This window comes from Pseudomonas sp. BNK-44-b, assembly GCF_047456245.1.
GTDB lineage: Bacteria > Pseudomonadota > Gammaproteobacteria > Pseudomonadales > Pseudomonadaceae > Aquipseudomonas > Aquipseudomonas machongensis.
This window is the reverse complement of the sequence record NZ_CP179908.1, coordinates 5,718,784-5,734,044: the sequence shown is the minus strand read 5'-3', so window position 1 is coordinate 5,734,044 and position 15,261 is coordinate 5,718,784. Positions and strand designations below refer to the sequence as shown.

Annotated in this window: 11 protein-coding genes and 1 tRNA gene; 8 read left to right on the top strand and 4 right to left on the bottom strand. The window is 62.5% G+C overall.

Translation table 11 applies throughout. From position 1 onward, the window contains the following. Positions 1-22 precede the first annotated feature (22 nt). Positions 23-1,048: a tRNA (adenosine(37)-N6)-threonylcarbamoyltransferase complex transferase subunit TsaD gene (gene tsaD / locus ACMGGG_RS25975; RefSeq protein WP_054892210.1), complete on the bottom strand. Its 1,026-nt coding sequence runs from the start codon at positions 1,046-1,048 to the stop codon at positions 23-25. A 204-nt stretch (positions 1,049-1,252) separates the two neighbouring features. Between tsaD and rpsU the strand changes: the two genes are divergently transcribed. The 5 genes from rpsU to ACMGGG_RS25950 all read left to right on the top strand — a co-directional run bounded on the left by rpsU (position 1,253) and on the right by ACMGGG_RS25950 (position 9,569). Further along, positions 1,253-1,468, top strand: a complete 216-nt coding sequence (gene rpsU, locus ACMGGG_RS25970; protein WP_003255575.1) for a 30S ribosomal protein S21 — start codon at positions 1,253-1,255, stop codon at positions 1,466-1,468. A 230-nt stretch (positions 1,469-1,698) separates the two neighbouring features. Further along, entirely contained in the window at positions 1,699-3,681 is a 1,983-nt protein-coding gene (gene dnaG / locus ACMGGG_RS25965; RefSeq protein WP_414154667.1) for a DNA primase, read from the top strand. A gap of 67 nt (positions 3,682-3,748) precedes the next feature. After that, entirely contained in the window at positions 3,749-5,602 is a 1,854-nt protein-coding gene (gene rpoD, locus ACMGGG_RS25960; protein WP_054892208.1) for an RNA polymerase sigma factor RpoD, read from the top strand. A gap of 131 nt (positions 5,603-5,733) precedes the next feature. Beyond that, a complete protein-coding gene (locus tag ACMGGG_RS25955; protein WP_414154666.1) occupies positions 5,734-9,477 on the top strand; it encodes an EAL domain-containing protein in 3,744 nt (1,247 codons plus the stop codon). 15 nt (positions 9,478-9,492) lie between these two features. Beyond that, positions 9,493-9,569: transfer RNA gene (locus ACMGGG_RS25950), tRNA-Ile, on the top strand. A gap of 55 nt (positions 9,570-9,624) precedes the next feature. Here the strand turns inward: ACMGGG_RS25950 and ACMGGG_RS25945 are convergent. Next, positions 9,625-10,185, bottom strand: coding sequence for a TetR/AcrR family transcriptional regulator (locus tag ACMGGG_RS25945; protein WP_054892207.1), 561 nt, complete (start codon positions 10,183-10,185; stop codon positions 9,625-9,627). A gap of 87 nt (positions 10,186-10,272) precedes the next feature. Here ACMGGG_RS25945 and ACMGGG_RS25940 point away from each other — a divergent pair, with 87 nt between their 5' ends. Further along, complete coding sequence (locus tag ACMGGG_RS25940; RefSeq protein ID WP_414154665.1) at positions 10,273-11,493, top strand: MFS transporter; 1,221 nt, start codon at positions 10,273-10,275, stop codon at positions 11,491-11,493. A gap of 15 nt (positions 11,494-11,508) precedes the next feature. Here ACMGGG_RS25940 and ACMGGG_RS25935 read toward each other — a convergent pair whose 3' ends face one another. After that, positions 11,509-12,057: a serine acetyltransferase gene (locus tag ACMGGG_RS25935; RefSeq protein WP_063542366.1), complete on the bottom strand. Its 549-nt coding sequence runs from the start codon at positions 12,055-12,057 to the stop codon at positions 11,509-11,511. A gap of 20 nt (positions 12,058-12,077) precedes the next feature. After that, positions 12,078-12,728, bottom strand: a complete 651-nt coding sequence (locus ACMGGG_RS25930; protein WP_414154664.1) for a hypothetical protein — start codon at positions 12,726-12,728, stop codon at positions 12,078-12,080. A gap of 210 nt (positions 12,729-12,938) precedes the next feature. Between ACMGGG_RS25930 and ACMGGG_RS25925 the strand changes: the two genes are divergently transcribed. Together ACMGGG_RS25925 and ACMGGG_RS25920 are read left to right on the top strand one after the other, a co-directional pair. Further along, positions 12,939-13,400: an Lrp/AsnC family transcriptional regulator gene (locus tag ACMGGG_RS25925; protein WP_054892204.1), complete on the top strand. Its 462-nt coding sequence runs from the start codon at positions 12,939-12,941 to the stop codon at positions 13,398-13,400. A 165-nt stretch (positions 13,401-13,565) separates the two neighbouring features. After that, a complete protein-coding gene (locus tag ACMGGG_RS25920) occupies positions 13,566-15,248 on the top strand; it encodes a flavin monoamine oxidase family protein (protein ID WP_054892203.1) in 1,683 nt (560 codons plus the stop codon). The last annotated feature ends 13 nt before the right edge of the window (positions 15,249-15,261 follow it).

Below are 15,261 nucleotides of genomic sequence, written 5' to 3'. Positions count from 1 at the left end.
CACTCGCGGGGAAAACGCCGCCTCACAGCGGCGGCAATTGTTCCATCGGCCAACGCGCCTGCACGCTGATCGCCAGATCCTGCTGCTGTCCGGCCAACAGGCGCTGGCAGCCGGCATAGGCGATCATCGCGCCGTTGTCGGTGCAGAACTTTGGACGTGCGTAGTACACATTGCCCTTGATGCTCGCGAGCATGTCCTCGAGCGATGCCCGCAGCGCCTTGTTGGCGCTCACGCCTCCGGCGATGACCAGGCGCTTGAGACCGGTCTGCTTGAGGGCACGCTTGCACTTGATGGTCAGAGTCTCCACCACCGCCTGCTGGAATGCCAGCGACAGGTCGCAACGGGTTTGCTCGCTGTCGTCACCCGCATTGCGGCACTGCTGCCAGGTATTCAGGGCGAAGGTCTTGAGACCGCTGAAGCTGAACTCGAGCCCCGGACGGTCGGTCATCGGCCGCGGGAACACGAAGCGCCCGGGCGTACCCTGTTCGGCCAGACGCGCGATCTCGGGACCGCCGGGATAATTCAGACCAATCAGCTTGGCGGTCTTGTCGAAGGCCTCGCCCGCCGCGTCATCCAGGCTCTCGCCCAGAAGCGCGTACTGGCCGATGCCATCGACCTGCACCAATTGAGTGTGACCACCGGATACCAGCAAAGCGACGAACGGGAACTGCGGCGGTTGCTCCTCGAGCATCGGCGCCAGCAGGTGGCCTTCCATGTGGTGAACGCCGATCGCCGGAATATCCCACGCGAACGCCAGCGCCTGTGCACAGGAAGCGCCAACCAGCAGCGCCCCGACCAGACCAGGGCCGGCGGTATAGGCGATGGCATCGATGTCGGCAGCGACGCAGCCGGCTTCATCCAGCACTTCGCGGATCAGCGGCAGCATGCGCTTGACGTGATCGCGCGAGGCGAGCTCGGGCACGACGCCGCCGTAGACGCGGTGCAGGTCGATCTGGCTGAACAGCGCATCGGCCAGCAGGCCGCGCTCACTGTCGTATAATGCGACGCCGGTTTCGTCGCAGGATGTTTCCAATCCCAGTACTAGCATGGGTCCGTGCCTTGTGGAGGCTGAATTCGAAGCCGCGCATTCTAGTCCCCGTACAGAGTGCCGACCAGCGGTTTTCGATCAGAGGCTTTGCATTCCTCCCCGCTAAGGGTTAACATCCGCAACCCTTGAAAACCGACGTTCTCCAGCACACCTTTGTTTTGCCAGGAGCACGTCTACCCCGGTAATGAATTAAGGTAGCCCTGGATGCCAGCCGTCAAAGTTAAAGAGAACGAACCCTTCGACGTAGCTCTGCGTCGTTTCAAGCGCTCCTGCGAAAAAGCCGGTGTACTGGCTGAAGTTCGTAGCCGCGAGTTTTACGAGAAGCCGACCGCTGAGCGTAAGCGCAAAGCTGCTGCCGCTGTTAAGCGTCACGCCAAGAAAGTTCAGCGCGAACAGCGCCGCGCCGTTCGTCTGTACTAATACAGACGTTCTACGCAAAGCTTCTGCCCAGCCCGGCCTCGTGCCGGGCTAATGGCAGTTGTCGCTTCACACCCTTGGCCATGTGCCTTGGAGGCCCCGGCACTCGCCCATGGGCAGAATTCATACGCCTCACCAGAATGCCCGATGCGGCAGGTGATAGGCCGACACGCATCTCCCTTGTTGCTCTCTCCAGCGATTAGACTTGCCAGTAGCCAGATAACGAGACTGCCATGGCCGGGCTGATTCCCCAGAGTTTCATCGACGACCTCCTCAACCGCACCGACATTGTCGACGTGGTGAGTTCGCGCATCCAGCTGAAGAAGACCGGCAAGAACCATTCGGCCTGCTGCCCGTTCCACAAGGAAAAGACGCCGTCCTTCACTGTCAGCCCCGACAAGCAGTTCTACTACTGCTTCGGCTGTGGCGCCGGGGGCAACGCCCTGGGCTTCATCATGGACCACGACAACCTGGATTTCCCCCAGGCAGTCGAGGAACTGGCCCGCGCCGCAGGCATGGAAGTGCCGCGCGAAGAGGGACGACGCGGACAAAAGCCGCGCCAGCCCACCGACTCTCCGCTGTACCCGCTGCTCGAAGCAGCTGCCGAGTTCTATCGCCAGGCGCTGCGCAACCATCCGACACGCAAGGCAGCGGTCGAATACCTGAAGGGCCGCGGCCTGTCCGGCGAAATTGCCCGTGATTTCGGTCTGGGTTTCGCCCCGCCGGGCTGGGACAACCTGTTCAAGCACCTGGGCGCCGACACCCTGCAACAGAAGGTGATGATCGACGCCGGCCTGCTGATCGAGAATGCCGAGACCGGCAAGCGCTACGATCGCTTCCGCGACCGGGTCATGTTCCCGATCCGCGACAGCCGTGGCCGGGTGATCGCCTTCGGCGGGCGCGTGCTGGGCGATGACAAGCCCAAGTACCTGAACTCCCCGGAAACCCCGGTATTCCACAAGGGCCAGGAGCTGTACGGGCTGTTCGAGGCACGCAAGCACAACCGCAACCTCGACGAAATCATCGTGGTCGAGGGCTACATGGATGTGATCGCCCTCGCCCAGCAAGGCCTGCGCAACGCCGTAGCCACACTTGGCACCGCGACCAGCGAAGAGCACCTCAAGCGCCTGTTCCGCGTGGTGCCCCATGTGCTGTTCTGCTTCGACGGCGACCAGGCCGGGCGCAAGGCGGCCTGGCGTGCACTGGAGGCCACGCTGCCGAACCTGCAGGATGGCAGGCGTGCGCGCTTCCTGTTCCTGCCCGAAGGGGAAGATCCGGATACGCTGGTCCGCGCCGAAGGCACCGACGCCTTCCAGGCCCGCATCCATCAGCACGCCCAACCGCTCGCCGACTATTTCTTCGAGCAACTGGGCAGCGAAGCCGACCCTCGCTCGCTGGAAGGCAAGGCCCACATGGCGACCTTGGCTGCACCGTTGATCGAAAAGATTCCGGGCGCCAATCTGCGTCAGTTAATGCGCAATCGCTTGAAGGAAATTACTGGTCTTGATGTCCAGCAAATGGAGCAGTTGGCACAGAAAGCGCCCGCGCCCAGCGTACCGGACTACGATCCAGGCTATGACTACGATGCCATGGCCAGCTACACGCCGGACTTCAGCGAACAGCACCACGACTACGCTCCCGCCCAGCAGGAGCAACGCCCCTGGACGCCGAACAAAGGGGGTGGCAAGAAGCCCTGGGATGGCAATGGCAAGCCCTGGGACAAGAACCGCAAGGGCGGCAAGGGCTGGCAGCGCGACGAAGCGCCTCCACGCACGCCGGCACCGGTCGAACCCCCGGCGCTCGCGGCCTTGCGCACATTGCTGCACCATCCGCTGCTGGCCGGCAAGGTCGAGGACGCGAGCCATTTCGCCGACGAAGAACATCTTTACAGCCAGTTGCTGGTAGCCCTGATCGAAGCCGTGCAGAAGAATCCTGGGCTAAGCTCCATGCAACTGATCGCACGCTGGCACGGCACCGAACAGGGGCGTCTGTTGCGGGCGCTGGCGGAGAAGGAATGGCTGATCGATGCCGATAACCTTGAACAACAGTTTTTCGACACCATAACTAGCTTGTCAGCCCGCCAGCGCGAGCGAAGCTTGGAACATCTGCTCAGGAAAGCACGTCAAAGTGAGTTGAGCACTGAGGAAAAATCCCAGTTGCTCGCCCTGCTCAGCAGGAATGTTCCCGCACAAACCCCGACCTCATCTGGCGCGTGAGGTCCATGCTCGGGTATAATCCTCGGCTTGTTTTTTGCCCGCCAAGACCTTCAGTGGATAGGGTGTTATGTCCGGAAAAGCGCAACAGCAATCTCGTATCAAAGAGTTGATCACCCGCGGTCGTGAGCAGGGCTACCTGACTTACGCGGAGGTCAACGACCACCTGCCTGAGGATATTTCAGATCCGGAACAGGTGGAAGACATCATCCGCATGATCAACGACATGGGGATCAACGTATTCGAGAGTGCTCCGGATGCGGATGCCCTGTTGTTGGCGGAAGCCGACACCGACGAAGCCGCAGCCGAAGAAGCCGCCGCAGCGTTGGCGGCCGTTGAAACCGATATCGGCCGCACGACCGACCCGGTACGCATGTACATGCGTGAAATGGGTACCGTCGAGCTCCTGACCCGCGAAGGCGAGATCGAAATCGCCAAGCGTATCGAGGAAGGTATCCGCGAAGTCATGGGCGCCATCGCTCACTTCCCGGGCACCGTCGATCACATTCTCGGCGAGTACGACCGTGTAACGACCGAAGGCGGCCGCCTGTCGGATGTTCTCAGCGGTTACATCGACCCTGACGACAACATCGCCGCGCCTACCGAGGAAGTACCGATCCCAGGCGCCAAGACTGCAGCGGCGAAGGAAGAGTCGGAAGATGAAGAAGAAGGTGACGAAAACAGCGACGACAGCGAGGAAGAGGGCGAAAGCGGCCCCGATCCAGAAGTTGCGCGTCAGCGTTTCGGTGCCGTCTCCGACCAGCTCCAGGCCACCAACAAGGTCCTGAAGAAACATGGTCGCAGTGGCAAGGAAAGCGTTGCGGCGCTCCAGGCCCTGGCCGATCTGTTCATGCCGATCAAGCTGGTGCCCAAGCAGTTCGACGTACTCGTCGAGCGTGTGCGCGGTGCCCTTGACCGCCTGCGTCAGCAGGAGCGTGCGATCATGCAACTGTGCGTACGTGATGCCCGCATGCCGCGTGCCGACTTCCTGCGCCTGTTCCCGAGCAACGAGACCGACCAGACCTGGAGCGGTGACCTCGCCAAGCGCAGCACCAAGTGGGCCGCTGCCCTGGGTGAGAAGGACGCCGCGATCGTCGCCTGCCAGCAGAAGCTGATCGACCTCGAGACCGAGACCGGCCTGACCGTCGCAGAAATCAAAGAGATCAACCGTCGCATGTCGATCGGCGAGGCGAAAGCCCGTCGCGCCAAGAAGGAAATGGTCGAGGCGAACTTGCGTCTGGTGATCTCCATCGCCAAGAAGTACACCAACCGCGGCCTGCAGTTCCTCGACCTGATCCAGGAAGGCAACATCGGCCTGATGAAGGCGGTGGACAAGTTCGAATACCGTCGTGGCTACAAGTTCTCGACCTACGCCACCTGGTGGATTCGCCAGGCGATCACCCGTTCGATCGCCGACCAGGCGCGCACCATCCGGATTCCGGTGCACATGATCGAGACGATCAACAAGCTCAACCGTATTTCCCGGCAGATGCTGCAGGAAATGGGTCGTGAACCGACCCCGGAAGAGCTGGGTGAGCGCATGGAAATGCCTGAGGACAAGATCCGCAAGGTATTGAAGATCGCCAAAGAGCCGATCTCCATGGAAACCCCGATCGGTGACGACGAGGATTCGCATCTGGGCGACTTCATCGAGGACTCCACCATGCAGTCCCCGATCGACGTGGCCACGGTCGAAAGCCTCAAGGAAGCCACTCGCGACGTGCTCTCGGGCCTGACCGCACGCGAAGCCAAGGTGCTGCGCATGCGTTTCGGTATCGACATGAACACCGACCACACACTTGAAGAAGTCGGCAAGCAGTTCGACGTGACCCGCGAGCGGATCCGTCAGATCGAAGCCAAGGCGTTGCGCAAGCTGCGCCACCCGACGCGAAGCGAGCATCTGCGCTCCTTCCTCGACGAGTGATGACGAACCCCGGCCCAGGCCGGGGTTTTTCATGGGCGACAAAAAGCTGCAGGCAATCTGCCGCATTCACCGGCACTCTTCATCCGCCTCCGTCTACACTCGAATCAGCCCCCTGATAGAGAGAGGTCGCCATGCCCTTGATGCCGGCACTTCTGCTGCTGCTCTTGATGATCTGGAACACAGCGGCCGGCGCCCTGACCCTGACGGACGAAGAACAAGCCTGGCTCAACGCCCATCCGCAACTGCGCCTGGGCGTGGATGCGTCTTGGCCGCCATTCGAATTTCGCGACCAGGAAGGTCGCTATCAGGGATTGGCCGCCGACTACATTGCCCTGATCCAGCAACGCCTGGGCGTTTCGCTGCAGCCGATCGAGCCGAGCAATTGGTCGCAGGTACTCGAGCAGGCACGACAGAACCGCATCGACCTGCTTCCAGGCATCATGTCGACGCCCGAACGCCAGTCCTACCTGGCCTTCACCCGCCCCTACCTCGACTTCCCCATCGTCATCCTTGCCCACGAAGGCGGCCCTCAGCCACGCACCCTCAAAGACCTGTACGGCCTGAAAATCGCGGTCGTGGAAAACTACGCTCCCCATGAGTTACTGCGCACCCACCACCCGGATCTCAATCTGGTGGCCTTGCCCAATGTGAGTTCAGCCCTGCAGGCGTTGGCTACCGACGAAGTGGATGCCGTGGTTGGCGACCTTGCATCGAGCATCTGGAGCCTGCGCCAGCTCAAGCTCGATGGCCTGTACGTCAGCGGCGAGACGCCCTACCGCTATCAGCTGGCCATGGCCGCGCCACGGGAACAGAAAATCCTCATCGGTATTCTCGACAAAGTCATGGCTGACCTGAGCAGCGCCGAAATCAGCGAAATTCAGCAGCGCTGGGTCGGTAACGTCGTCGATCAACGGAGCCTATGGCGCGATCTGCTGGTCTACGGCCTGCCGACACTGGCCGTGGTGTTGCTGATCCTCGCCGCCATGCTGCGCATCAACCGCCGTCTCAGCTCGGAGATTTCGCGGCGGATCGCCCTGGAGCAAGAGCTGCGCAGCAGCGAATACCACTACCGCAGCCTGATCGAAAGCCTTTCGGCCATCGCCTGGGAAGCCGACGCCAACGACTTCACCTACAGCTACGTCTCCCCACACGCCGAGGGCCTGCTTGGCTACCCGCTGAGGGAATGGCTCAGACCTGGTTTCTGGCGCGGTATCCTGCACCCCGAGGACGCCCTCTGGGCCCAGGCCTACTGCGACGCCGAAACAGCTGCCGGGCGCGACCACAGCCTCGACTATCGCGTGATACGTGCCGACGGGCACATCCTCTGGGTGCGCAATATCGTCAGCATGATCGAGCACGGCCACAAGCCGCTGATGCGCGGCCTGATGATCGACATCAGCGAAACCAAACGCACCGAGGATGCCCTGCGCCTATCCGAACAGAAGTTCGCCTCGGTGTTTGAGCAATGCCCCGACATCCTGCTCATCGCCCGTCACAGCGACGGATGCCTGCTGGAAGTCAACAAAGCATTCGAGGAGCAGATCGGCCTGAGCCCGGCCCAGGTCATAGGCCGCACCGCCACAGAACTGGACCTGTGGGGCGTTGCTGGCTCCGGCCCGACGATCCTCGAGCGCATGCAACTGGGCGGCATCCGCAACCTGGAAATGAGCTTCCGGCGCAGCAACGGCGAGTTGTTCACAGGCCTCACCTCCGCTGAAAGCTTCGACCTGGATGGCACACCGGCGCTGGTGGTTGCCGTGCGCGACATCAGCCAGCTCAAGGAAACCCAGCAACAGTTGCAGACTTCCGAAGAGAAGTTCGCCAAGGCCTTCCACGCATCGCCCGACGGCTTGCTGCTGTCGCGCCAGAGCGATGGCCTGCTGCTGGAAGCCAACGAAGGTTTCTGCCGCCTGACCGGCTACGACATCAACCCAAGCCTTGGCCACAACAGCCTTGATCTGGGCATCTGGGCCGACCTCAACGAACGTGATCGGCTCATCGAACTGCTCAAGCGCGATGGTTTTGCGCGCGATTTGAGTTGCCATATCCGCCGTAGCGACGGCCAGATCCGCCTGTGCGAAATGTCCGCTCGGCCGCTGCCAATCGGCGGCATCGACTGCATGCTGACCATCACCCGCGACATCACCGAGCGCCACATGATGCAGGAAAAACTGCAACTGGCCGCCACGGTCTTCGAGAACACCGCCGAGGGCGTGCTGATCACCGACACCGAGCAGCGCATCAGTGCGGTCAATCGCGCCTTCAGCGAGATCACCGGCTACAGCGAACTCGAAGCCCTCGGCCAGACCCCGCGTCTGCTCGCCTCCGGCCAACACGACAGCGCCTTCTACGTCGCCATGTGGCATCAGCTCACCGCCGAAGGCCATTGGCAGGGCGAGATCTGCAACCGGCGGAAGAACGGCGAGTTCTACCCCAGTTGGCTGACCATCAGCGCCGTGCGCAACAGCGAACACGAGACCACCCATTTCGTCGCCGTGTTCGCCGACATCTCCAGCCTCAAGCACGCCCAGGCCAAGCTCGACTACCAGGCCCACCACGACCCGCTCACCGGCCTGCCCAACCGCACCCTGTTCGAGAGCCGCCTGCAGGCTGCCCTCACCTGCGTCCAGGCTTCCAGCCGCCAGGGCGCCGTGCTGTTCCTCGACCTCGACCGCTTCAAGCACATCAACGACAGCCTCGGCCACCCGGTCGGCGACCTCTTGCTAAAAGGCATCGCCCAACGCCTGAAAGAGCAGGTGCGCGATGTCGACACCGTCGCCCGCCTGGGCGGCGACGAATTCATCATCCTCTTGCCCGGCCTGCATCGCCCAAGCGACGCCAGCGCCATCGCCAACAAGCTGCTGACGTGTTTCCACGCCCCAGTTCAGGCCGGCGAGCACGAGTTCTTCACCAGTGCCAGCATCGGTATCAGCCTGTACCCGCAAGACGGCACCGACGTCGCCACATTGATCCGCAACGCCGACGCCGCGATGTACCGCTCCAAGGCCAAGGGCCGCAACCGCGTCGAAAGCTACACCCTCGACCTCACTGCCCAGGCCAGCGAGCGAATTTTCCTCGAGCATGAGCTGCGCCGCGCCATCGAACGCAACGAACTGAGCCTGTACTACCAACCCAAGTTCAGCCTCAAGACCCAGGGGCTGGTCGGTGCCGAGGCGCTGATCCGCTGGAACCACCCGACCTTCGGCGAAGTACCACCGGAGCAGTTCATTCACCTGGCCGAAGAGAACGGCAGCATCCTCCAGCTCGGCGACTGGGTGCTGGAGCAGGCCTGCCGGCAGATGCACACCTGGAAGCGCACCTACCAAGCATTCGGCCCACTGTCGATCAACCTCGCGGGCGCTCAATTACGCCAGCCCAGCCTGACCCGACGTATCGAACACCTGCTCAAGACCTTCCACCTCAAGGCCGGCGACCTGCAGCTGGAAATCACCGAGAACTTCATCATGAGCCAGGCCGAGGAAGCCCTGGCCATCCTGCATCAGCTCAAGCACCTCGGTGTGCAACTGGCGATCGACGACTTCGGCACCGGCTACTCCTCGCTGAGCTACCTGAAGCGCCTGCCGCTGGACATCCTCAAGATCGACCAGTCGTTCATCCGCGGCCTGCCCGACGATCCCCACGACGCCGCCATCGCCCGCGCCATCATTGCCCTGGGCCGCAGCATGCAGTTGACCATCATCGCCGAAGGCGTGGAGAACCAGGCCCAGCAACGCTTCCTGGCCGCTGAGGGGTGCGAACAGATCCAGGGCTACATCGTCAGCCTGCCCCTGCCCGCTGACGAGTTCGCCGCCACCTTTCTTCGTATAGCACTATCGGATCTTTCAGATGGCACCCTTAGCAAACCCTCGTTATAATCCGGCCGACCTCTGGGGCCTATAGCTCAGTTGGTTAGAGCAGAGGACTCATAATCCTTTGGTCCACGGTTCGAGTCCGTGTGGGCCCACCAGATACGACAAAGCCGCGCATCAGCGCGGCTTTTTTGCATCTGGCGGCAAACACCCTCAGCCGCCAATCCCCTCCAGCGTCACCTCTACCAACGCCTCCACATACGCCACCTCCAGCGGCTCACCGGAAAACAGAATCCGGTACACCAGCGGGGCCATCAGTCTATCGACCACGCGATCATTGCTCGGAACCGGTTCACCGCGTGCCACTGCGCGTTCGAGAATCGCGCCAAACTGGGCAGTGGCAATCTCCAGGCAGCGCCCGGAGCAGCCGCCGCCTGCCGCCAGCAAGTCGAGCACCGCGGCGCGGCCGGGTACCGATGACGTCTCTTCCATGTACTGGATGCCCCAGGCGAGCAAATCTCCAGCCAGGCTGCCGGTGTCGGTCGGGCCGCTGTCCGGGCGGATGCGCTGCAGCGCAACGTCACCCAGCAGTTCGTTGAGGTCGCCCCAGCGTCGATAGATGGTCGAAGGTGTCACACCGGCGCGGGCAGCGATCAGCGGCACGGTCAGTTCGCCACGCTCGCGCTCCTCCAGCAGCTGATTGACCGCATTGTGGACCGAGGCCTGGACCCTCGCACTACGCCCGCCTGGACGCACGCCCTGATTGATCGCCATATGCACCTTAACGCAAAGAATTTGCTTTTATCTCGAAACAGGTTCATCGTCTGCAAAAGCTAACTCTTAGCCTTTGCGAGAGCAACCATGAGCGATACCTTACCCAAAAGCATGCGCGAACGCCGCAACGGTCTGTCTCGCGCTGCCTCCCTGTGGTTATTGGGGGCGATACTGATCGCCTTTTCGGCTGCGGCCAGCGCGCCGACACCCCTCTACGCCCTCTACCGCGAAACCTGGGGCTTCTCGGCGGCCTTGCTGAGTGTGGTCTTCAGCATCTACGCGGGCGGTTTGCTGCTGACGTTGCTGGTGTGCGGCTCGCTGTCCGATCACATCGGCAGGCGCCCAGTGATAGCAGCCGCCTTGGCACTGGAGGTGTTGGCCATGGCGGTATTCCTGCGTGCAGAATCGGTCGAGGCGTTGATCGTCGCCCGCTTGCTGCAGGGCTGCGCCACAGGGCTTGCCACCAGTGTGCTGGGCGCCGCGTTGCTGGATTTCGACCGTGAGCGCGGGCCGCTGCTCAACAGCGTGACACCGATGCTGGGCCTGGCCCTTGGCGCCTTGGGCAGTAGTGCGTTGATGCAGTTTTCCGGCGAACCGCTGCACCGGGTGTTCCTGGTTCTGTTGGGGATCTTTGCGTTGTTCGCGTTGGTGCTGGCGCGCCTGCCGGAAAGCATCAGCCGTCAGCCCGGTGCATGGGCCTCGCTGCGGCCACGGGTGCGGATTCCGCCGCAGGCCCGGCGGGCCTTCTGGCGGATCGCACCGCTGAATGCGAGTCTCTGGGCATTAGGAGGCTTCTACCTGTCGCTGGGGCCGACGCTCGCGCGCCAGGTCACAGGGCTGCAGGCACCGCTGGTCGGCGGCACCCTGGTCTTTCTCCTCACCAGTTGCGGCGCGCTGGGCATCTTCGTCCTGCGCAACAGCGAGGCCCAGGTGATCCTGCGCCGCGGCAGCCTGGCACTGGTCACCGGCCTGCTGCTGACCCTGATCGGCGTGGACTGCGGCCTGGCCTGGCTGTTCTTCCTCGGTACCGCAGTCGCCGGCCTGGGCTTTGGTGGCGGATTTCTCGGCGCCTTGCGCTCGGTCGTGCCGCTGGCCCACGCTCACGAACGCGGCGGGCTGATGGCCGGGTTCTATGTGCTGAGTTACCTGGCCTTCAGCCTGCCGGCAGTTGCCGCCGGCATCGCCACCCAGCATGTCGGGCTGGTCGTTACCACCAATGCCTATGCTTGTGTGTTGCTGCTGGCGGCAGTCATGGTGCTTTTGTCGGGCAGTCGCGGCAATCGTTCGCCTGCCGCGTCGGTCGGCTGAACCTCACGGCAACCGTCAGCGCTGCAGCAGCGTCGCCTGCCGTGGGTTGTAGAACGTCGTGTCGGCGGGAATGTCGCGGGTGACCAGTGACATCGCACCGATCACCACGTTGTCACCGATGCGCAGGCGGTCGGCGATGATGCAACTGTTGGCGCCCAGGCTGACGTTGTCGCCGATCTCCAGCGCGTAGTGCTCCAGCCCCAAGGTCTTGATACCGATCGTGCAGTTCTGGCGAATGAAGAAATTGCGCCCGATCCGTACATGCCGAGTGATGACAACGCCCGGCAGATGGGCGATGCGCAACCCAGGCGCAATCTGCGCGCCGATGTCGATGTCCAGCGCATACTTCAGATTGAGTCGCTGCTGCATGCCGCGGGCATACCGGCGGGCCAGCCCCCCTTTGCCGTCCAGGTACTGAGCCAGACGGTAGGAAAACAGGAAGCGCAGCTTGTTATCCCTGCGTGACCGACGCAGGACGTTACTCAGCAAACTGACCAATCGCCCCGGCTTCTTTTTGTTGGAGACTTCCAGTCGCCAGCACTCCAGCAGATGTTCGAAGGTCAATGCCGGTTTCCCCTGCGCTATCAAAAGCCCCAGCGTAACAAGGTTTTCCAGAAATACTTCAGCGGCGAGCGCAGGTGGCGCCCCCAGTTCTGCTGCCACTGCGCCTCCTCATGCTGGGCGACACGCGCATCCTGGGAGGCGGCTGTGCTGATGCGGCGGAACAGCATCGGGTAGGCGCAGTGCTGCTTGATCCGTCGCTTGAACAGGCTGTCCAGCGTTCTACCGTCGTAAGGCGCGGCAACCAGCACTCGGCAGCCTTCATGGGAAAGAATGTAGGCATGCGGTGCACTGACCCGCCCACGGGCGATGAATGGAAACCAGGTCAGCCAGGTGCGGCCCATGGTATAGCCCAGGTGCAGGCTCTCGAACGGCCGGGTGGCGATGAAGCGGTTGATCCAGTTGATCGACGTGGCACGCCAGTCGTAGGGCTTGGCATCGTCCTCGAAAATCAGGATGCGCTGCCAGCCGTGCTCCAGGGCCATCAGCGCCAAGGCGCGATGGGACTCGTAGTGGCCCCGAATCGGGTTGATGTCCTTGTCCCTGAGGTGGAAGACCAGTGGATTGCCAATCCTGCTGCCCACTTCCCGCATGAAGCGCTCGCGGCTGTCCTGCCGATCGCGCAAGGAAACACAGAACGCCGCATCGACGTCGAACTTGAACAGGCTGGACACGTGGCACCTACAGCTAGGCAGAGGGGATTTCTGGCGTCAATTCTTTAGCGAGAATGATTATCAAATACCAAGTGCCGCATCATAATACGCACCCGCTCAAGGACAGAAGTGAAATCGATTTAATCATTTTGCCATCATCGTGCGAACGGCTCATCTTGCCGCCCGAGCCCAGGTCTGGCTAGGCTAGCGCACCCATTGCAGAGATTTGTCATGCCGGACTCCCGCGCCATCGCCCTCGACGAAATCGATCGCCAGCTCATTGCGCTGCTGCAGATCAACGCCCGCGAAAGCGTCGCTACCCTCGCACGCCAGCTGGGCATCGCCCGCACCACCGTCACGTCGCGTCTGGCGCGCCTGGAGAAGCACAAGGTGATCACCGGCTACGGCGTGCGCCTGGGCCAGCGCCTGGTCGGGGGTGGTCTGCAGGCCTATGTCGGCATCACGGTGCAACCACGATCAGGGCGCGAAGTGGTGCGCCGCCTGTCGGCGATGGGGCAGGTACAGCAGCTGTGCGCGGTGAGTGGCGAGTTCGACTACGTTGCCTGGCTGCTCAGTGACTCACCGGAACAGCTGGACCAGTTGCTCGACCAGATTGGCAGCCTGGAAGGGGTGGAAAAGACCACCACCTCGATCATCCTGAGCAGCAAGGTGGATCGCGGGCAGCCTGGATAGGCGTTTGTCATAATGCAAACCCTGATCGTCATATCGACATATCAGCCTGCATATCGACGCCACTATTGCTCTTAATTACGAACGCCACGCTTCATAAAATGACCGCCACGCATTTCCTATACTCAGGCTCCGCTCTCAGCGCAGCCGCTCTGGCAAGGTCATCAGATGAACAAGAAAAACCGCCACCCCGTCGACGGCAAGCCGCCGGTCACCATCTTCGGCCCTGATTTTCCTTTCGCCTTCGATGACTGGCTCGAGCATCCCGCAGGCCTTGGCAGCATTCCCGCGCAAAGGCATGGCGAAGAAGTGGCGATCGTCGGTGCCGGCATCGCTGGGCTGGTGGCGGCCTACGAGCTGATGAAGCTGGGCCTCAAGCCGGTCGTCTACGAAGCCTCGAAGCTCGGCGGGCGCCTGCGCTCGCAGGCCTTCAACGGCACCGACGGTATCGTCGCCGAACTGGGCGGCATGCGCTTCCCGGTATCGTCCACCGCGTTCTACCACTATGTCGACAAGCTCGGCCTGGAAACGAAACCCTTCCCCAACCCGCTGACCCCGGCGTCGGGCAGCACGGTGATCGACCTCGAAGGCCAGACCTACTACGCCGAGAAAGCCGCCGACCTGCCGGCCCTGTTCCACGAGGTGGCCGAAGCCTGGGCCGATGCACTGGAGGACGGCGCACGCTTCGGCGAGATTCAGCAGGCCATCCGCGAGCGCGACGTGCCGCGCCTGAAGGCCCTGTGGGATACCCTGGTGCCGCTGTGGGACGACCGCACCTTCTACGATTTCGTCGCCACCTCCAAAGCCTTCGCCAAGCTGAGCTTCCAACACCGGGAAGTGTTCGGCCAGGTCGGTTTCGGCACCGGCGGCTGGGATTCGGACTTCCCCAACTCGATGCTGGAAATCTTCCGCGTGGTCATGACCAACTGCGACGATCACCAGCACCTGGTGGTCGGAGGTGTGGAGCAAGTGCCGCAGGGCATCTGGCGGCATGTGCCGGACAGCACTGCGCACTGGCCGGCCGGCACCAGTCTTCGCTCGCTGCACGGCGGCGCGCCGCGGGCCGGGGTCAAGCGCATCGCCCGCGCCAGCGATGGCCGCCTGGCGGTTACCGACAACTATGGCGACACCCGCCACTACGCCGCCGTGCTCACCACCTGCCAGAGCTGGCTGCTGACCACCCAGATCGACTGCGAAGAGTCGCTGTTCTCGCAGAAGATGTGGATGGCCCTGGACCGCACCCGCTACATGCAGTCGTCGAAGACCTTCGTCATGGTCGATCGCCCGTTCTGGAAGGACAAGGATCCGCAGACCGGCCGCGACCTGTTGAGCATGACGCTCACCGATCGCCTGACCCGTGGCACCTATCTATTCGACAACGGCGACGACAAGCCGGGAGTGATCTGCCTGTCGTACGCATGGATGAGCGATGCGCTGAAAATGCTGCCGCATCCGACCGAGAAACGCGTGCAGCTTGCCCTGGATGCGCTGAAGAAGATCTACCCGAAAACCGACATCGCGGGGCACATCATCGGCGACCCGATCACCATCTCCTGGGAAGCCGACCCCTACTTCCTCGGCGCCTTCAAAGGCGCGCTGCCAGGCCACTACCGCTACAACCAGCGCATGTACGCGCACTTCATGCAACAGGACCTGCCCCCCGAGCAGCGCGGCATCTTCATTGCTGGCGACGACGTGTCCTGGACCCCGGCCTGGGTCGAAGGCGCGGTGCAAACGTCGCTGAATGCGGTGTGGGGTATCATGAACCACTTCGGCGGCAAGACCCATGCGGACAATCCCGGGCCGGGCGACGTGTTCCACGAGATCGGCCCTATCGCCCTGCCTGACTGAGACGAGGAGGCGC

Excerpts from the sequence above, each read along its gene's own strand:
- rpoD (WP_054892208.1), top strand. The coding sequence starts at position 3,749 with ATGTCCGGAAAAGCGCAACAGCAATCTCGTATCAAAGAGTTGATCACC.
- ACMGGG_RS25920 (WP_054892203.1), top strand. The coding sequence starts at position 13,566 with ATGAACAAGAAAAACCGCCACCCCGTCGACGGCAAGCCGCCGGTCACC.
- ACMGGG_RS25955 (WP_414154666.1), top strand. The coding sequence starts at position 5,734 with ATGCCCTTGATGCCGGCACTTCTGCTGCTGCTCTTGATGATCTGGAAC.
- rpsU (WP_003255575.1), top strand. The coding sequence starts at position 1,253 with ATGCCAGCCGTCAAAGTTAAAGAGAACGAACCCTTCGACGTAGCTCTG.
- tsaD (WP_054892210.1), bottom strand. The coding sequence starts at position 1,048 with ATGCTAGTACTGGGATTGGAAACATCCTGCGACGAAACCGGCGTCGCA.
- ACMGGG_RS25940 (WP_414154665.1), top strand. The coding sequence starts at position 10,273 with ATGAGCGATACCTTACCCAAAAGCATGCGCGAACGCCGCAACGGTCTG.
- dnaG (WP_414154667.1), top strand. The coding sequence starts at position 1,699 with ATGGCCGGGCTGATTCCCCAGAGTTTCATCGACGACCTCCTCAACCGC.
- ACMGGG_RS25925 (WP_054892204.1), top strand. The coding sequence starts at position 12,939 with ATGCCGGACTCCCGCGCCATCGCCCTCGACGAAATCGATCGCCAGCTC.
- ACMGGG_RS25945 (WP_054892207.1), bottom strand. The coding sequence starts at position 10,185 with ATGGCGATCAATCAGGGCGTGCGTCCAGGCGGGCGTAGTGCGAGGGTC.